General features: G+C 50.5%; 19 protein-coding genes. 11 read left to right on the top strand and 8 right to left on the bottom strand.

Annotated elements, in window-relative coordinates:
• Positions 1–23: 23 nt before the first annotated feature.
• Both BM318_RS13390 and BM318_RS13385 read right to left on the bottom strand, forming a co-directional pair.
• On the bottom strand, positions 24–449 hold the full coding sequence (locus BM318_RS13390; protein ID WP_092983128.1) for a VOC family protein: 426 nt from the start codon (positions 447–449) through the stop codon (positions 24–26).
• 63 nt (positions 450–512) lie between these two features.
• Positions 513–1,355 (bottom strand): alpha/beta fold hydrolase, encoded by an 843-nt coding sequence (locus BM318_RS13385; protein WP_092983126.1) that lies wholly within the window; start codon positions 1,353–1,355, stop codon positions 513–515.
• Positions 1,356–1,453: 98 nt separating this feature from the next.
• On the opposite strand from BM318_RS13385, the gene BM318_RS13380 reads away from it, so the two are divergent.
• On the top strand, positions 1,454–1,885 hold the full coding sequence (locus tag BM318_RS13380) for a winged helix-turn-helix transcriptional regulator (protein ID WP_092983124.1): 432 nt from the start codon (positions 1,454–1,456) through the stop codon (positions 1,883–1,885).
• On the opposite strand, the gene BM318_RS13375 is transcribed toward BM318_RS13380, so the two are convergent.
• Both BM318_RS13375 and BM318_RS13370 read right to left on the bottom strand, forming a co-directional pair.
• A complete protein-coding gene (locus tag BM318_RS13375) occupies positions 1,882–2,436 on the bottom strand; it encodes a hypothetical protein (RefSeq protein ID WP_245759837.1) in 555 nt (184 codons plus the stop codon). The two genes, BM318_RS13380 and BM318_RS13375, sit on opposite strands and share 4 nt — an antisense overlap.
• Positions 2,437–2,438: 2 nt before the next feature.
• A complete protein-coding gene (locus BM318_RS13370; RefSeq protein ID WP_092983122.1) occupies positions 2,439–3,953 on the bottom strand; it encodes a helicase HerA-like domain-containing protein in 1,515 nt (504 codons plus the stop codon).
• 92 nt (positions 3,954–4,045) lie between these two features.
• Here BM318_RS13370 and BM318_RS13365 point away from each other — a divergent pair, with 92 nt between their 5' ends.
• Positions 4,046–4,660 carry a 7-carboxy-7-deazaguanine synthase QueE gene (locus BM318_RS13365; protein ID WP_092983542.1) on the top strand — a complete coding sequence of 205 codons (615 nt, stop codon included), beginning with the start codon at positions 4,046–4,048 and terminating at the stop codon, positions 4,658–4,660.
• On the opposite strand, the gene BM318_RS13360 is transcribed toward BM318_RS13365, so the two are convergent.
• Together BM318_RS13360 and BM318_RS13355 are read right to left on the bottom strand one after the other, a co-directional pair.
• The gene (locus tag BM318_RS13360; RefSeq protein WP_092983121.1) at positions 4,657–5,460 is read right to left on the bottom strand and encodes a hypothetical protein; all 804 of its coding nucleotides are present in this window, start codon (positions 5,458–5,460) and stop codon (positions 4,657–4,659) included. The two genes, BM318_RS13365 and BM318_RS13360, sit on opposite strands and share 4 nt — an antisense overlap.
• Positions 5,461–5,506: 46 nt before the next feature.
• The gene (locus BM318_RS13355) at positions 5,507–6,214 is read right to left on the bottom strand and encodes a class I SAM-dependent methyltransferase (protein ID WP_092983119.1); all 708 of its coding nucleotides are present in this window, start codon (positions 6,212–6,214) and stop codon (positions 5,507–5,509) included.
• Positions 6,215–6,286: 72 nt separating this feature from the next.
• Between BM318_RS13355 and BM318_RS13350 the strand changes: the two genes are divergently transcribed.
• Entirely contained in the window at positions 6,287–6,787 is a 501-nt protein-coding gene (locus tag BM318_RS13350; protein ID WP_092983118.1) for a YkgJ family cysteine cluster protein, read from the top strand.
• Between the two features lie 10 nt (positions 6,788–6,797).
• Positions 6,798–7,637, top strand: coding sequence for a sterol desaturase family protein (locus BM318_RS13345; RefSeq protein WP_092983541.1), 840 nt, complete (start codon positions 6,798–6,800; stop codon positions 7,635–7,637).
• Here the strand turns inward: BM318_RS13345 and BM318_RS13340 are convergent.
• Positions 7,621–8,832, bottom strand: a complete 1,212-nt coding sequence (locus BM318_RS13340; protein ID WP_092983117.1) for an exo-beta-N-acetylmuramidase NamZ family protein — start codon at positions 8,830–8,832, stop codon at positions 7,621–7,623. The two genes, BM318_RS13345 and BM318_RS13340, sit on opposite strands and share 17 nt — an antisense overlap.
• 3 nt (positions 8,833–8,835) lie before the next feature.
• Between BM318_RS13340 and BM318_RS13335 the strand changes: the two genes are divergently transcribed.
• The 5 genes from BM318_RS13335 (at position 8,836) to BM318_RS13315 (ending at position 13,629) form a co-directional block, all read left to right on the top strand.
• Entirely contained in the window at positions 8,836–10,077 is a 1,242-nt protein-coding gene (locus tag BM318_RS13335) for an ABC transporter permease (protein ID WP_092983115.1), read from the top strand.
• Positions 10,078–10,108: 31 nt separating this feature from the next.
• Positions 10,109–11,089 carry a PLP-dependent cysteine synthase family protein gene (locus BM318_RS13330; RefSeq protein ID WP_092983114.1) on the top strand — a complete coding sequence of 327 codons (981 nt, stop codon included), beginning with the start codon at positions 10,109–10,111 and terminating at the stop codon, positions 11,087–11,089.
• Between the two features lie 36 nt (positions 11,090–11,125).
• On the top strand, positions 11,126–11,905 hold the full coding sequence (locus BM318_RS13325; protein ID WP_092983112.1) for an aldose epimerase family protein: 780 nt from the start codon (positions 11,126–11,128) through the stop codon (positions 11,903–11,905).
• Positions 11,906–11,959: 54 nt separating this feature from the next.
• Positions 11,960–13,372 carry an MBL fold metallo-hydrolase gene (locus BM318_RS13320; protein WP_092983110.1) on the top strand — a complete coding sequence of 471 codons (1,413 nt, stop codon included), beginning with the start codon at positions 11,960–11,962 and terminating at the stop codon, positions 13,370–13,372.
• A 74-nt stretch (positions 13,373–13,446) separates the two neighbouring features.
• The gene (locus BM318_RS13315; RefSeq protein WP_092983109.1) at positions 13,447–13,629 is read left to right on the top strand and encodes a hypothetical protein; all 183 of its coding nucleotides are present in this window, start codon (positions 13,447–13,449) and stop codon (positions 13,627–13,629) included.
• An 87-nt stretch (positions 13,630–13,716) separates the two neighbouring features.
• Here the strand turns inward: BM318_RS13315 and BM318_RS13310 are convergent, their stop codons facing one another.
• The gene (locus tag BM318_RS13310) at positions 13,717–15,135 is read right to left on the bottom strand and encodes an exonuclease domain-containing protein (protein ID WP_092983108.1); all 1,419 of its coding nucleotides are present in this window, start codon (positions 15,133–15,135) and stop codon (positions 13,717–13,719) included.
• An 84-nt stretch (positions 15,136–15,219) separates the two neighbouring features.
• Here BM318_RS13310 and BM318_RS13305 point away from each other — a divergent pair, with 84 nt between their 5' ends.
• Together BM318_RS13305 and BM318_RS13300 are read left to right on the top strand one after the other, a co-directional pair.
• Positions 15,220–16,383 carry an alpha-hydroxy acid oxidase gene (locus BM318_RS13305; protein WP_092983106.1) on the top strand — a complete coding sequence of 388 codons (1,164 nt, stop codon included), beginning with the start codon at positions 15,220–15,222 and terminating at the stop codon, positions 16,381–16,383.
• Between the two features lie 137 nt (positions 16,384–16,520).
• Entirely contained in the window at positions 16,521–16,739 is a 219-nt protein-coding gene (locus tag BM318_RS13300) for a hypothetical protein (protein WP_092983105.1), read from the top strand.
• The last annotated feature ends 2 nt before the right edge of the window (positions 16,740–16,741 follow it).

The raw sequence follows: 16,741 nt of genomic DNA, 5'->3' as shown, positions 1-16,741 counted from the left end.
CCAACAGCCTGGTCCCAATAAACTTATTTCGCAAATAACTGCCCCATATCCCGAAACGACTTGAATTCCAAGGCGTTCCCTGCCGGGTCCAAAAAGAACATAGTAGCTTGCTCCCCAACTTGCCCTTCGAAGCGGATATAGGGTTCAATCACAAACTCCACGCCCTTGCTTTTGAGACGCTCCGCAAAGGTGTGGAAGGAATCCCAGGGGAGTACGACCCCGTAGTGAGGAACCGGAACGTGTTTTCCATCTACAGGATTGGTATGGAGGTCTTCCTCGCTTTTAGGCTTGTAGTGAATCACCACCTGATGCCCGAAAAGATCGAAATCTACCCACTGGTCACTGCTGCGACCTTCAGAACAACCCAGGACTTCCCGGTAAAATGTGCGGCATTCAGCCAGATTGTGGACAGGGATGGCCACGTGAAAGGGTGTAATACTTGCTGACATGGAAAATTATTTGATCGCTCAAAGATATGGATTGTGCCGCAAGACACAGCGTGTTGTACCTACCTATCCGGTTTTGAGGAACTCCACGATTTGTTGGTTCACCTCTGCCTGATGCATGGAGTGTCCAAGGCCCTCTGTGGAAATCAGCTCGCTTCCTTTCCAGTTCTGATTGACACGAACCGAAGCGTGGTAGGGAGCAATGGCATCTTTTCTGTCGTGGAGCAGCAGGCCGCGCTTGTCGATTTCAAGGGCAAAACGGGAGGTGGAAAAGTCCCGGATACCAAACCCGAACCGATTTTGTATGTAGCCATCCAGTGCATTCAGGACACGGTCGTTAAAACCGAGGAGATTCTGGTAATTCTCCATGATTTCGTGGAATTCGGAGGGTGCTCCTATGGTTACAATTTTTTCGATTTCCGGGTTGGGGTGCCGGTAGGTGTGATATAGCGTAGTCATCCCGCCGACAGAATGGCCAATGAGGTAATCGGGTTTAAAGGTTTGTACCAGGTGCTCCACGCATTGCGTATAGAGCGGGACATGCAAATATTTCCCGCTGGAGGCCCCGTGGGCCGGTGCATCAAAGGCATAGATGTCAAAATCGGCCTGACGCAAGGGTTCAATGAGGTTCCGCCATCTGAACGTGTTGCTCTCCCACCCGTGGATGAGTAAAACCTTGGGTCCCTTGCCTTTCCAGTGATAGGTTTGGAGCTGATGCCCGGCGACATCTTCCCTACTCAGACGGGCCTCCTTCAAATAGGATTCCTGCTGTGGCAGGATACGCCCTTTGCGTACTTTACAGAAAATCAGGAAAGCCCGGTGCGCTGCGCTGGAGGGCGAGACATAAACAAGGCTGTTCAGGTAGCCCGCCAGCAAGTTCTTTTGGATCAGGAAGAGGTATTTGCGCATTGCAGTAACTTTAAGTAACTTGGTTCCTTTGGAATACCAAAAATATCGAATTTTTACCGGTTATAAAATAGGTATCCGGTAAGTAATCAGGTGGCAATATGGAAACAATTACTGAAAATCAGCGGCTTAAGACGGCAAAAAAAATTAAGGAGCTTTTTAGCCCGTTCCTTCCCCGGGAAGAGGCCGAATATTGTCCGATACGCGATGTGATGGCCCTGGCCTCAGATAAGTGGAGTATCCTGATTGTGCTTTTTCTGGGCTATTACCCGAAACTCCGCTTCAATGCACTGAAGAAAAAGGTGGGGGGGATTTCGGCCAAAGTGCTCAGTGAGCGCCTGAAGGTCCTGGAACAGGACGGCTATTTGATACGGCATGCCTATGCCGAAGTTCCGGTTCGGGTGGAATACGAATTGTCTCCCTTTGGCTTTGAGTACTTACAACGCCTGGTCGAACTAACCGAATGGATAACGGGTCACAGCGCGGCGATTATGGCACGGAGGAAAGATGCCCTAATAGAAAGCCGGGATTAATCCCAGCTTACCATCATATATTTTATGGGAGCGTTATCCGGTATTTGAACGGCTTCTACCGGGGCATTGTTATACCGCAGTGCGCCCGGCAGGGATTCCCTGGAAATGGTAAAGTATGCTTCGCTGCCTTTTACCAGGACCACGACATTATTCAGGGAAGAAAGGATTTTTCGGATCTCATAGGCCTTTTTAATGTCTCCGTACGTACTTTTTATGCCGATCCCTTCCGGAGTGAGATAGCGGGCATCCCGGATGCGGACGTTACCAATGCGCTTCAGGCTGTCTCCACCCGGACTAAGGGTGAGCAGGTGGCTTCCCCCTTTTTCGTAAACCTCAATTTTATCATTGGCGCCAAGCTCGAGCTTGGTGGTATCCCGAACCAGGGAATCCTGGGCAAAGATGCTGTCTAATTGTGCAATACGCGCAGTACGCTCCAAATGACCAATCTTGCCTGCTGCTATGGCAAAGGGGTTCTCTTTTTCGTTTTCACATCCCGTGATCGCGGCTACCAGCAAAAGGGAAAGGAGCAGGCGGTAAGGAGGTTTTGGCATAGTTATCGGATTACTTTTTTTAATACGCCCAATACCCCGCGAATAAAGGTGGCGCTGGTGAGTACTTTTACAACCGGATTCTGGCGCTTATATCCGCCGCGGCTTCTACTTTGAGTTGTCCGTGCAGGGGCTTTTGCCTCTTCCTTGGCCGCCTCCTGTTCCGCTTTTTCTATTTTTTCATTCAGGAGTTCATAGGCACTCTCCCGATCGATGGTTTCATTGTATTTACTTACGAGTCCTGAAGCTTTGATCAGCGCTTTGAGCTCGGAATCCGTAAGGACGTCCATCCGACTCATAGGGGCTCGCATCAGCGTCGCGGCCAGGGGAGTAGGACGGCCTTTTTCATCGAGGGCGGTCACCAGTGCCTCTCCAATTCCCAGGGAAGTGAGTACTTCTTTGGTGTCGTAATAATCGGATACCGGATAATTCTCGGCAGTAAGCTTGATGGCTTTGCGATCCCGGGCCGTAAAGGCACGTAGCGCGTGCTGGATTTTCAACCCCAACTGTGCCAGGACTTCATTGGGTACATCCGTAGGATTCTGAGTCACGAAGTACAATCCGATCCCCTTGGATCGGATCAATTTCACAATGCTTTCGATCTGGTCGAGCAAGGCCTTGGAAGCCTCCTTAAAGATCAGGTGCGCCTCATCGATAAAGAGCACGAGTTCCGGACGGTCGCTATCGCCTTGTTCCGGGAAGGTGCTGTAGATTTCCGCCAATAAACTCAACATGAAAGTGGAAAACAACTTGGGCCGGTCCTGGATATCGGTAAGGCGGATAATGTTGACATACCCCCTCCCGTTTTCGTCTATACGTGTTAAATCATTGACATCAAAGGACTTTTCCCCAAAGAATAATTCCGCACCCTGTTGTTCGAGTTCAATAACCTTTCGCAGGATGGTTCCTGTAGAACTGGTGCTGATCCTGCCATAAGCCTCCTGAAATTCTTTCTTGCCTTCACCTGTGGCATACTGCAATACTTTTTTGAAGTCCTTGAGATCGAGCAGCGGTAATTTCTGATCGTCGCAATACTTGAAGATTACGGCAACAATACCCTGCTGTGTCTCGGAGAGATCCAGGATCCGCGAAAGAAGTACAGGTCCGAATTCCGAAACCGTTGCACGCAGTTTTACACCGCCCTGTTCCGAGAGGGTCAGGATTTCCACCGGAAAGGAATCCGGGTTAAAGTCCAAACCGATTTGCCCCATACGCTCATCGATCTTGGGGTGTCCCGGGCTGGGTTGGGCAAGACCACTCAAGTCGCCCTTGAGGTCCATAAGCAAAACCGGGATCCCGTTGAGACTCAGGTTCTCGGCCAGTACTTGCAGGGATTTGGTTTTTCCCGTACCTGTTGCACCGGCAATCAGGCCATGGCGGTTCAGGGTTTTCAATGGAACCTTTACATGGGCTCCTGTTAAGGCCTGGCCTTCGTACATCGCGGCGCCAACAACTATGGAATCCCCTTTAAATTGGTACCCTTGCTCTATTTGCTCCCGAAAAGCTTCGCTCTTGGACATGATAGTAAAATTTGCCACTAAAATAGGGAATTCGCATTTCCTATCTTTGCTGCGTGAAAAACAAAATAGATCCAGTAGCGGACCGTGAGATTATGGACCAGGTGGAGGCCGGTACCATGCTGCCTTTAATGGAAGCTTTCTATACCATACAGGGGGAAGGATTCCACAAAGGGACGGCTGCCTATTTTATTCGTGTTGGAGGATGTGATGTGGGCTGTCATTGGTGTGATGTTAAGGAAAGTTGGAATGCAACCCTGCATCCACCCACCGGGATCGATGAAATCGTAACGGAGGCCAGACGCTATTCCAATACCATCGTCATTACCGGGGGCGAACCCCTGACCTGGGATATGGGGCCACTCACGAGCAGCCTCAAACAAGCCGGGATAGCTATCCATATTGAGACTTCCGGGGCGTATCCGCTTACCGGGCAATGGGATTGGATTTGTTTGTCCCCCAAGAAGAATATGCTTCCGGTGGGCGATATCCACAAGAATGCACACGAGCTCAAGGTAATTGTCTACAACAAACACGATCTGAAATTTGCGGAAGAACAGGCTGCACAAGTGAGCCCCGAGTGCATGCTATACCTGCAACCCGAATGGAGTGTGCGCGAAAAAGTGACTCCGATGATTGTGGATTATGTAATGGAAAACCCGCGCTGGCGGGTATCCCTACAGACGCATAAATACCTGAATATACCTTAGCGGCCTCCCATAGAGGCGAGCACGCGCAGGCATTCCGGACCTAAGTCGGGAATGGGCTGTTGCCCTTTTGCCATCCGGCCTTCCATGACTTTCTTGGCCGATGAGGAAAACTCCAGACTGGCTTGCATCAGACACCCTTCCTCATCGCAGTGATTATTGGCGGCGGGATCTTCCAGGTTGTGGGGGAAGGTTTCAGCCAAAGCAGCGTCGAGATTTACCAGGCCAAAAAGGTGACCCATTTCATGCATCAGGGTAGCTGCCTCTAACTCCTCGCGAGACACCAGAGTTGTCCTGCTTGCCAGGGCACGGATAGCGCGTTGGTAGATTACCATGGATGTATTGCGGTAAACCGCTCCCAGGGTTATCGATTCTGTATTTTCCGAATCCCCTTCGGCCAGGGCATCCGTAAAGTAAATATATAGCGTTAGGGTTGAACCGTTGTTATAAGCGGTTCGGTTATCGTTCTCCTTTTGTGCTATTTCCTGTAAGGTCTCTTCCAGTTCCCCGGAGGATTCCACGGGCAGGAATTCAAAAGAGATGTCGGTCTTCTGGGTTCGCTCCAGGAGGAAGTCCCTGAGGTCGTCAATGGCGGCATCAGTAGGTCGCACGCTGGGCACAAATGCCAATTCTACAACCAGGCGATCAAAGGTTGAATTAGTCAGGAAATCCAAGGCACTTTCCCCGGTAGACCTCAAATTGGCAGTACGATCGATCGTGGTTCCCCCGCCATCGTCGTCACGGGAACATTGTGGAGCCAGCAGTACCAGTAGCCCCAGTAGTAAGAATAATTTCTTTTTCATAGCATAGCAATAACGCAGTTTGGTTCGCAAAACGTGCCGGGCCCTTTCATTTTTTTGGCATTAGTCGTGCCAGATAGTCGTAATGCGGACCTTCTGCAATCATTTCACAGCTTAGGCCTACTGCGGAAGCCGCGCTGTGCAATTGACCAAAATCCACAAAGAGCCAGGGAAAGAATTCCCCCTGTTTCCCCTTGTACAACCAACGGTACTCCATATCCCCGTAATAGGCCATAAACCCGGGGACCCAAAGCCCCCCATCTTCATCGCGCTCATACAGGTATTGCAGATCGCTGGAATCCATCAGGATTTGCCCGCCTGGTTGCAACATATCCCGGAGTAACGCCAGGAATTCAGGAAGGTCTGCCAAACTGCCGGCCAGTCCTATCCCGTTCATTAATAACAACAGGGTATCGAATTTCCCTACCCCCGAGGTGCGGATATCGCCTTCCAGAACAACTTTTGCTCCGCGCTCCCGAGCCACCTGAACGGCCCCGGGAGAAATATCAATTCCCGTGCAACTAAGGCCGTTTTCCTGTAATAAAAGTAAATGCGACCCGGCGCCACAGCCGATATCCAAAACGGTTCCCATGCACTGCGCAATAGCCTGGGTCTCCAAAGCGGGCATCTCTTTCCGGGAGCGAAAGAAATGGGCTAGTGGGACTTCTTCCACATCGCCCAGCACAGATTCTGAATGGAGCTGGCCCGGATGTTTTTGGAAATAATAGTCGGCAAGGGCGCTGCCTAACAAATCCATGCGTTGTATTTTTGATGTTCTCGTGGACCCGTACTGGATGGTCCACAAAAATAAGGAATAGCCACTGACCTTATGAACGAAGATCTCGAGAATATCAAAGCCCGGGCTGCAGAGAAGAAGAAGGAAAACCAACGGTTTTTTCGGAAACTGAAATCCCGGCCGCCCAAGAACCTGGATGGGCTTATGCAGGAATTGCATACCGATGAATTCGAGCGTACGGATTGTTTGGAATGTGCGAATTGTTGTAAAACTACCGGCCCCTTGTTTACACCTGCCGATGTAGACCGTATCTCCGGGAAACTGCGCATGAAGCCAGGTGATTTTGTAGACGAGTACCTGCGCACCGATGAGGAGGGAGATCTCGTACTCCAGGAGGTTCCTTGTCGCTTTCTGGCAGCAGACAATGCCTGCCTCATCTATGATTTCAGGCCCAAGGCCTGCCGGGAATACCCCCATACCGACCGTCGTAAATTCCACCAAATCGGTTCGCTTACGATAAAGAATACGGCAATTTGCCCAGCGGCTTTCCGGATCGTGGAGTCTTTAAAACAGCGGCTCCCTGAATTTTTGTAATTTGGTTTTTATGGAGCAAATAATCAGCTATTTCGAAAATATCCCCTCCACCCACCGAAGTCTTTTACTGGTTGGGGGGATCACTTTTTTCTGGCTTATGGAAGGAGCCGTACCCCTGTTTCGATTCTCGTATCGAAAATGGCGGCACGCCCTGCCTAACTTCTTTTTTACCCTCACCACCATAATCATAAATTTTGCCCTGGCTTTTCTCTTGCTACAGACCAGCGACTGGGTAAAAGCCAATGATTTCGGAATTATAAACTGGCTCCCTGCAATGCCTTTGTGGGCCTACGTATTTCTAGGGGTCTTACTCCTGGATTTTTTCGGAGCCTATCTCGCGCATCTCGTGGAGCATAAGGTAAAGCCGCTTTGGATGATCCATCTGGTGCACCATACGGATCATGAAGTAGACACGACTACCGCCAACCGGCACCATCCACTGGAAAGCCTTATTCGGTTTTCCTTTACGCTTTTAGGGGTTTTCCTCTCGGGGGCTTCGATTGGAATAGTGATGCTTTATCAGAGCCTGTCTCTTGTCGCTACACAGTTTGGCCATGCCAATATTAAACTGCCCCGTCGCGTAGACAAGGCCATAAGCTGGATATTTGTCTCCCCCGATATGCACAAGGTTCACCACCATTATGTGTTGCCCTATACCGATTCCAACTACGGGAATATTTTTTCTATCTGGGATCGCCTCTTGGGCACTTATATGGAGCTCGACCGGGATTCCCTGGTTTACGGTGTGGATACCTTTCCAGACCGCAAGGAGAATGGCAGTATCTGGGGGTTATTGAAGCAACCCTTTCACAAGTACCGGCGTCCGACGACAATCAATCGGGATACCTGAGGTACTTTGCCCGGATCGTCCTGAATTCCTCGAGGCCTGGCTGCCAGCTCTGTCGGATAGCTTCCCAGGGCATGCCGCTTTCAATTTGCTCTTGCAGTACAGTAGTTCCGGCATGGCGGGTAAAACCGCTGGTAATGAAGAATTCCGATCCTTCCTCCCGGTTTTGGTAAGCCTCGATGATCCACTGCAGGTCCACGGCCTTTGGAGGAACTTCCGAAGACAGGTCCTTTCCAATACATTCTTCGCCGTTGTGCTTTGGGTTTTTTGCTCCCGCATTGGGCGCTGGTGTGTAGTGGAAATCAAAATGATCACCATTTAAAAAGGGCGCCCCAAAACGCTGGAATTGCGCTGAGGTTCCCCGACCGGCATTCACACGGGTACCTTCGAATAATCCCAGGCTGGGATAGAGTAATACGGCCTGTTGATTGGGCAGGTTCGGGGACGGCGGAACCGGCAGGGTGTATTCCATCGACCGCCGATAACCGGCAACCGGAATAACGGTTAGCGAAGCTTTTTTCTCCCCGGCCAGCCAACCTTCTCCATTGATCATTTCGGCATATTCACCAATGCTCATTCCATATACCAGCGGGATAGGAGTCATCCCCAGAAACCCCTGATGTTCTTCCTCCATAACCGGGCCATCCACAAAGCTAATATTCGGGTTTGGACGGTCAAGCACTACTACCGGGATTCCAGCTTCAGCACAGGCTTCCATAACCAATTGCAGGGTGGCGATATAGGTGTAAAAGCGAACGCCTACATCTTGAATATCAAAGAGCACCAGGTCGAGGCCTGCCAGCTGTTCTGGCTTCGGTTTGCGATTGCTGCCATACAGCGATATGATTTGCAATCCAGTTTTGGTATCGACCCCGTCGGCTACGTGCTCCCCGGCATCGGCCTGTCCGCGAAACCCATGTTCCGGGGCAAATACCAATTGCGGACGCAGCCCGGAGTTGGTAAGGCTATCTACCAGGTGCACCGGGGTATTGTTTTCCCGCATAAGCACCGAGGTTTGATTCGCCACGACCGCGAAGTTTCTGTCCTTTAGCATCGGGAAATATGCTGCGGTCCGGTTAGCTGCTGGAAGCAGGACCGGGGATTCCGGGGCGTTTTGACCCTTGCATCCCAGGAAGGAGAGGAAAAGGATTATTACTAGGCTAAAACCTGTATTTTTGGGGTGTTGTAAACTGGGCATTCCTTGAATTTAGAACTGTACATCGCCAGGCGGCTGATCGGCGGCAGGCAAGATAAAAGTAGTATTTCCGCCCCAATCATTAAAATAGCCATTGCCGCTATTGCGCTGGGTATTTTGATGATGCTTACGGCCCTGGCTACCGGGGTAGGCCTGAAATACAAAATCAGGGAGAAAGTCGCCGCCTTTAACGGGCATATCCAAATATTCAATTACGACAACAATGTTTCCCGGGTTTCGGTACTCCCGGTATCCCTGGATCAGGAGTTCTATCCCGATTTTCAACTCACCGACGGCGTGGCGCATATCCAGGCAGTAGCCACGAAAGCCGGGATTATTCGAACCGAGGATACTTTCGAAGGCATTATAGCCAAAGGAGTCGGTCCTGATTATAACTGGTCCGCTTTTGAGGAATTTCTGGTAAGTGGAAGCCTTCCTGATTATTCTGGCGATCTGGGGATACAAGTGTTGGTTTCCCGCCTCATGGCCAACCGGCTTGGCTTGGAAGTGGGCGGCCGGTTCAACAGTTTTTTTCTGAAGGAGGAAGATCCGTCCAAGGTTCCCAATCGCCGGGTTTTTGAAGTCAGTGGGATTTATGACAGCGGCTTCGAGGAATTCGACGGCACCTATATTTTTACTGATATCCGGCATATTCAGCGCATGAATGGATGGGAGGCCGACCAAATCGGAAATTTTGAAATCTTCCTGGACGATTTCGATGCGATTCAGGAGAAAACCGGAGAGATCTACGACCAGACCCTCTCCGAACTCGATACCCAGAATATCGAAAACCGTTACTATCAGATTTTTGAATGGATTGGGCTGTTTGATTTTAATATTGCGCTGATTATCGGAATTATGATCCTGGTTGGGGGAATCAATATGATCACTGCCCTGCTCGTACTTATTTTGGAACGCACTCCAATGATCGGGATCCTCAAGGCACTGGGTTCGCCCAATTGGAGCATACGAAAGATCTTTCTCTACAATGCCGCCTATCTGATCGGTATCGGGCTTTTATGGGGAAATGCGCTGGCCTTGCTCCTGATTTTCCTCCAGGACAAATACAAGCTGTTCAAGTTTCCGAATCCTGAGGAGTACTATATCGAGTACATTCCAGTCTATATGGATGTTCCCACACTTTTGTCACTCAATATCGGCGTATTGTTACTCTGCTTATTGATGCTGCTTTTACCTTCCTACATCATTACACGGATTTCTCCGGTTCGGGCGATGCAATTTGAGTAGGTAGCGCTCAGAACTTGCTATCTTTGCAGCCATGGAATACGCAGAGAATATTCTGGGAACCATTGGGAACACTCCCTTGGTTCGCATTAACCGCATCACGGCCGAATTGCCCTGTATGGTGCTGGCGAAATATGAAACATTTAACCCTGGAAATTCCGTCAAGGACCGGATGGCCCTGAAGATGATTGAGGAAGCGGAAGCCCAGGGCTTATTAAAGCCGGGAGGAACCATTGTAGAGGGTACCTCCGGCAACACCGGAATGGGCTTGGCCCTTGCGGCTATTATCAAGGGTTATCGCATGATTTGTGTGATCAGCGACAAGCAGTCCCAGGAGAAGATAGACATCCTCAAAGCCGTGGGCTGTGAAGTTCATGTATGCCCAACAGACGTTGCCCCTGAAGACCCACAATCCTATTATTCCACAGCGAGACGACTTGGGAGTGAAATTCCTGGCGCCTGGTACGTGAATCAATACGATAATCCGGCCAATGCACAGGCGCATTACGAAAGTACGGGCCCGGAGATTTGGCGGCAAACCGAAGGGAAGGTCACTCACTTTGTGGTTGGGGTGGGCACCGGGGGAACTATTTCCGGCGTCGCCCGCTACTTAAAAGAGCAAAATCCCGAAGTCAAAATTTGGGGGGTGGATACCTATGGATCCGTCTTCAAGAAGTACCACGAAACGGGGATCTTCGATGAGAATGAGATCTACCCTTATGTTACCGAAGGAATAGGTGAGGACATCCTCCCGGAAAACGTAAATTTTGGCCTGATTGATGGCTTTACCAAGGTCACCGATGCGGACGCAGCCGTATATACCCGAAGGCTGGCCAGGGAAGAAGGCATGTTCCTCGGTAATTCTGCAGGTGCTGCCATCAAAGGCGTATTGCAACTGGCGGAGCACTTTACCCCTGAAGACGTTGTTGTGGTTTTGTTTCACGACCACGGTAGCCGGTACGTCAACAAAATCTATAACGATACCTGGATGAAGGAGCAGGGTTTTTTGGAATAACCCGAATTTGCGAATTGCGACATAAATAAGCAGGCGATGGAACACGAACTCCACAATGAGCAGATCAAAATTACTATCCGCGACGGGCAATTGAGTGGGTTGCTTTATGGCGGCCGTCAGTGGATGCACAACCCGGCAGACCCGGGATGGGGACACTCAGATGCCGAAATGTTTCCGATTATCGGACCTACTGCTGAAGTAGCCTACCGGGTGCAGGTACCCCGGGGTAATGCCCTAATGGATCAGCACGGTTTTCTTCGCGACATGCCCTATGAGCTGCTCGAATCGGGCAAGAAGCTTAAATTGGGTAAAGAATATCCTGCGGGAACGCCGGTTGCAAACCCCAAGTTTCCGGACCGTTCTACCCTTCGGATGCATCTCTGGCCGTATTCCTGTTCCATCTCTAAAACCTTCAAAATACAAGGAGATACGGTTCGTGTGGATTTTGAGATCAGCGGGGAACGGGACATGCCTTATATGTTGGGATACCATCCGGCTTTTGCCCTGAAGACTCCGGATGCCCGGATCATTGCCAGGGATCAAACTTATTCCATTACAGAAATCATGGCCGCTGGAAACCGCGCATTACAGGTAGCGGACTGTAGCGAGGTTACCCTGGAAGATCAGGGGAAACTACATTTACGCGCTACGGGTTTTCGCCACTTTATGCTGTGGAGTCCCGATCCCGGGATGGTTTGTATTGAACCAGTAACTTTTTATCCCTACGATGCCGGACAATCCAAGTTGCATGAAGGGTTTGATTTCCTCACTGACGGACCCGTAAACTTTTCCTTAGAATTACGCCCGGAAGCCTAAATTTACTCCTGAGGTAAAAGTTGTATTTTTGGTTCAGTACCTTTTCTGAAATCAATGAAAATAGAACAAATATATACAGGTTGCCTGGCACAGGGAGCCTACTATATCGAGAGTGACGGACAGGCAGCAATCATTGATCCACTCCGGGAAACCGACCCCTACCTAAGGCGTGCCCGAATGGATGGTGCCGAGATCCGCTACATCTTTGAAACCCACTTTCACGCCGATTTTGTGAGCGGTCACCTGACCCTAAGCCGGGAGACCGGTGCCCCCATAGTTTATGGCCCGCTGGCCAATCCTTCTTTCGATGCTATTATCGCGGAAGACGGGCAGGTATTCCCCCTGGGCAAAATAACTATTGAGGCATTGCACACTCCTGGACACACCATGGAAAGCACCACCTATTTGCTACGCGATGAATCTGGTAATCCCCATGCGATCTTTTCGGGGGATACCCTCTTTTTGGGAGATGTCGGCAGGCCGGATCTCGCCCAGAAGGCGGCCGATATGACACAGGAAGAATTGGCTGGCACCCTCTTTGACAGCCTGCGCAGCAAGATCATGCCCCTGCCCGATGAGGTAATCGTTTACCCGGCGCATGGTGCAGGATCGGCATGTGGAAAGAATATGATGAAGGAGACGGTCGATACCCTCGGGAATCAGAAGAAAATGAATTACGCCCTCAGGGCATACATGACCCGGGAGGAATTTATTGCAGAAGTTACCGAAGGATTGCTTCCACCGCCGGCGTATTTCCCCCTGAATGTCAAAATGAATAAGGAGGGGTATGAGGATCTGGATGAAGTCCTGGAACGAGGTACACAGGCCTTGAGCCCGGAAGCTTTCGAGGCCGCCGCCAATGAAACCGGGGCTGTGGTCCTGGATGTCCGCCATCAGGACGATTTTGTTGCCGGGCACGTCCCGAGATCAATTTTTATCGGATTACACGGGGATTTTGCGCCCTGGGTTGGTGCCCTGATCGGGGATACCCAGCAACCTATCTTGCTCATTACCCCTGAGGGGAAAGAGGAGGAAACCGTAATGCGATTATCCCGGGTAGGATTCGATAATACCCTGGGCTACCTCAGTGGTGGTTTTGAGAATTGGAAGGCTAGCGGAAAAGAGACCGACTCCATGCGATCCGAATCCGCCCAGGCCCTTGAGTCCGAACTGGCTGACGCCCCTGAGCGTGTGTTTGATGTGCGCAAACCCGGGGAATATGAGGCCGAACACCTGGATGGTGCGGTCCACACACCCTTGAGTGAACTCAATGCGCATTTGGCAGCCTATCCTCAGGACAAGGAGTTTTACGTCCATTGTGCAGGAGGATATCGCTCGGTAATTGCGGCATCCATTTTGAAAAGTCGGGGTTACCATAACCTGACCAATATCGAAGGGGGATACGCTGCTTTAAAGGAAACGGGCTTGTCGCGAACGGACTTCAGTTGCCCCTCTAAAGCGAAATAGTTAAAAAAATCTTAAAAAAAGCGCATTTACCCGCACTTTATTTTCTAACTTTAATAAGAATTTGAGGACAAATTATGTTCAGAAATTTTTTGAAGCACCTCGGGTGGCCCAACATTATGTTGCTCCTGGTTGTTTTATCGATCATTATCGTAGCAGAGTATAAATTCCTGCAAGGCGAGAAACTCGAAGCTATTTTCCTCGGCCTGTGGGCTCCGACTATACTTGGCTTCATGAATTACCTTAAGTACAGAGAGTGACCGACGAACTCGTATTTTACTATTCTCTAATTGTAGGGGCTATATTTTTGGTCTGGCTCTACTTTGTGATTCGCATGTATTACCGAATCAGAAAAAAGTAAGCGTTTGCCCGGAGGTAGGGCGCAACGCTTCTAACTGCACTGAATTTTCCAATACGATCACTGAATCCGGATGGCGCATGCAATGGGCTTCCAGCAGGCGTTCTGTCTCCGGATAGTTCGGTTTTGGCTCGAGGGTATTGCCTTGAAGTTTATCGGCCGACCAGGGGGAAGGAGCAAACCCCAGACCTCTTAACTTACCATTCCGTACCCATATCAGGCCTTGTTCCGTATTAGTGCGCCCCTTAGTTATAATAACCGAGTCTTTTCGGGCTTCCAATAGGGAAGTAATGGCTTCATTGACCAGTTCATTATATGCTTTAACGCTTTGTTTCCCCTTGCAAATACCCTGACACCTGGGGACCCGGAAGTGATTGCAGTGGTTGGTGCCTTCCTGCAAATGGCAGTATTTGGCGCAAAGTCCAAAGTCTGTACACAAATTCTCCAGAAAGAGCCGTGCTTCTGCGACCCCATAAAACACCTTCAGGGCTTGCTGGCCTTTGCCGACACGATTCAGGGCCAGGTGCCGGATTCCGTCCTGATCCCTATAACTAAACAGGCCAATTGCCGGCCTGATTTTCTTTTGGGCCCGGTTGTATTTGGGAAAATGCCGCTTTATGGCTACCGCTTCCATAATCAGGGCCATGATCTCGGACCCGGAGGTCTCGTAGTCGATATGCCGGGTCTCCTGGCAGAGCGACCGTTCACGGCTGGAGGAATCGTAAAAGTGCCCGAGCACACGTTTGTGCAGGTCTATGGCCTTTCCTACATAGATAATTTTGCCCTTGTCGTCCTTGAAGTAGTAGACTCCGGGGACATGTGGGATGTCCAGAAAGGTTTGCCGCGGTAAATGTGGGGGAAGGGTAGCCTCCTGGGAACGAGCGTTCAACGATTTTCGGATGTGCTCCGGACCTGCCTTACTGCTGAGGATCCGGCCCAGGAGTAAGGCTGTCGCGTGTGCATCTCCGGCAGCCCGGTGCCGGTCTCTAAGGGGGATATCCAAACTCCTGCAGAGCTTACCCAGGCTGTAGGATTTAAAACCGGGAAAGACTTTTCGGGAGAGTCTTACCGTGCATAATTTCTTTCGGGAATAGTCCATACCACAGGCGGCAAATTCCCGCTTGACAATAGGGTAATCAAAATTGACCGAATGGGCAACGAATACCCTGCCCGCCGAAAAAGCTTCGATTTGTTCCGCGATTTCCCCAAAAGCCGGAGCGTTCCGAACCATTGCCGTGGTAATTCCCGTTAACCCGGTAATAAAAGGCGGGATCTCACAGCCCGGATTCACCAAACTGCTAAAGCTGTCGGTAATCCCGGTATCATCTACGTTAAACAGCGCTATCTCGGTAATGCGATTTCCGGTAGCACCCGTGCCTGTGGTTTCTATGTCTACGACCGTATACAAGGTTAGCGGGCTAATATTAAATTGAGCGGGGCGGAATTTTCCTTTGGAATATTAAATATACGGGAATTAGCTACCTTACCAAGCATGAGACACGCCGGGTCTATCAATTTTAATCCTCGCTATCCTACGGTTGGGGATTTACGGGAAAAAGCGGCCAGAAGAATTCCGGGATTTGCTTTTGACTACCTGGATCGCGGCTGCAATCAGCAGGTCAATCTCAGAAGGAATCGTTCAGATCTTGAGGAGGTAATCCTCAAACCCCAGTATATCGGAGACTTCCCTGGTTGTAATCTGGAAACATCGGTTTTCGGTACAACATTCGCAGCGCCCATGGGGATGGCTCCAATAGGGTTGCAAGGGATGATCTGGCCCGGGGCCCCTGAAATATTGGCGCGTGCCATGTTCACCCACAACCTTCCCTTTATTTTAAGTACTGTGAGTACGGCCTCCCTGGAGGAAATAGCCAGGATCACCGAGGGGAAATTCTGGTTCCAATTTTATCATCCTGCTGCCGATGCGGTGCGGGACGATCTGTTGGACAGGGCCTGGGCAAGTGGCTGCCGCACCCTGGTATTGCTTTGTGATACCCCTACTTTCGGGTTTCGACCCGGGGAGATCCGCAATGGGCTTTCCATGCCTCCACGGCTGGTCCCTTCCAACCTTTGGCAAATGGCCAGGTGTCCCGCCTGGACCTGGGCTACCCTAAAAAAGGGAATGCCCGGGTTTGCTAATCTGCACGCGTACATGCCCAAGCGCATGAATCTAAGGGAACTGGGAAATTTTATGGATGGCTTTTTTGACAAGCGTATGACCGAAGCCAAATTGAGCTACATCCGCGATCGCTGGAAAGGAAAATTAGTAGTTAAAGGGGTCAGTACCCCGGAAGATGCTGAAGCAGCCGTACGCTTGGGAATGGATGGAATAATAGTCTCCAATCACGGCGGACGGCAGTTAGATGCCGGCCCTTCTTCCATAGCTTCCCTTCAGGAAATTGCCCCTGCCTATGGGGATCGAATTACTGTTATGATGGACAGTGGGCTTCGCAACGGGCCCGACATTGCCCGGGCCGTGGCCAGCGGGGCAAAAATGACGTTCCTCGGACGGGCATTCATGTATGCGGTAGCGGCACTTGGGAATGCAGGAGGGGAACACGGAATTCACCTATTGAAAACCCAGTTGCAACAAATAATGGAACAACTGGGCTGCCGCACTACTGCCGACCTGCCCACGCATCGCGAACCTTTTTAAAATCCCTGGACAATTACCGCATAAGAATCTGCTGGCGCCTTGCAGCCGGTGGGATTATCCTTGTCCTGTTCTAACGCGAAAAGAGCAGGAGTCATCCGAAAATCCTTTAAAGAGTAGGAGTCCTAAAACCAGTACCTATGAAACTTATGCTTGCCGGCATCCTCATGCTGGCCCTGAACACTGGGGGCGATATTCCCCTGCAACCTGAAGAATGTTCCGTTACTGCCACAGGTTGGGTAGAATCTGCCGAATACGGTTCATTCCAAACAACCCTCACCGTTACCGGCCCTTGCGATTCCAGTTTAGCAGATATTCTGCGTCAGGCTATTGCCGACCTCAGGGGGTTATTTAAATAAAA

The organism is Robiginitalea myxolifaciens, from assembly GCF_900115205.1.
Classification (GTDB): Bacteria; Bacteroidota; Bacteroidia; order Flavobacteriales; family Flavobacteriaceae; genus Robiginitalea; species Robiginitalea myxolifaciens.
The sequence above is the reverse complement of the archived record's forward strand: the minus strand, read 5'-3'. Positions and strand labels throughout refer to the sequence as shown.

Coding starts and splice junctions, on each gene's coding strand:
- BM318_RS13350 (WP_092983118.1), top strand. CDS start 6,287: ATGAACGAAGATCTCGAGAATATCAAAGCCCGGGCTGCAGAGAAGAAG.
- BM318_RS13315 (WP_092983109.1), top strand. CDS start 13,447: ATGTTCAGAAATTTTTTGAAGCACCTCGGGTGGCCCAACATTATGTTG.
- BM318_RS13360 (WP_092983121.1), bottom strand. CDS start 5,460: ATGAAAAAGAAATTATTCTTACTACTGGGGCTACTGGTACTGCTGGCT.
- BM318_RS13380 (WP_092983124.1), top strand. CDS start 1,454: ATGGAAACAATTACTGAAAATCAGCGGCTTAAGACGGCAAAAAAAATT.
- BM318_RS13390 (WP_092983128.1), bottom strand. CDS start 449: ATGTCAGCAAGTATTACACCCTTTCACGTGGCCATCCCTGTCCACAAT.
- BM318_RS13305 (WP_092983106.1), top strand. CDS start 15,220: ATGAGACACGCCGGGTCTATCAATTTTAATCCTCGCTATCCTACGGTT.
- BM318_RS13385 (WP_092983126.1), bottom strand. CDS start 1,355: ATGCGCAAATACCTCTTCCTGATCCAAAAGAACTTGCTGGCGGGCTAC.
- BM318_RS13330 (WP_092983114.1), top strand. CDS start 10,109: ATGGAATACGCAGAGAATATTCTGGGAACCATTGGGAACACTCCCTTG.
- BM318_RS13325 (WP_092983112.1), top strand. CDS start 11,126: ATGGAACACGAACTCCACAATGAGCAGATCAAAATTACTATCCGCGAC.
- BM318_RS13370 (WP_092983122.1), bottom strand. CDS start 3,953: ATGTCCAAGAGCGAAGCTTTTCGGGAGCAAATAGAGCAAGGGTACCAA.
- BM318_RS13340 (WP_092983117.1), bottom strand. CDS start 8,832: ATGCCCAGTTTACAACACCCCAAAAATACAGGTTTTAGCCTAGTAATA.
- BM318_RS13320 (WP_092983110.1), top strand. CDS start 11,960: ATGAAAATAGAACAAATATATACAGGTTGCCTGGCACAGGGAGCCTAC.
- BM318_RS13300 (WP_092983105.1), top strand. CDS start 16,521: ATGAAACTTATGCTTGCCGGCATCCTCATGCTGGCCCTGAACACTGGG.
- BM318_RS13355 (WP_092983119.1), bottom strand. CDS start 6,214: ATGGATTTGTTAGGCAGCGCCCTTGCCGACTATTATTTCCAAAAACAT.
- BM318_RS13365 (WP_092983542.1), top strand. CDS start 4,046: ATGGACCAGGTGGAGGCCGGTACCATGCTGCCTTTAATGGAAGCTTTC.
- BM318_RS13375 (WP_245759837.1), bottom strand. CDS start 2,436: ATGCCAAAACCTCCTTACCGCCTGCTCCTTTCCCTTTTGCTGGTAGCC.
- BM318_RS13345 (WP_092983541.1), top strand. CDS start 6,798: ATGGAGCAAATAATCAGCTATTTCGAAAATATCCCCTCCACCCACCGA.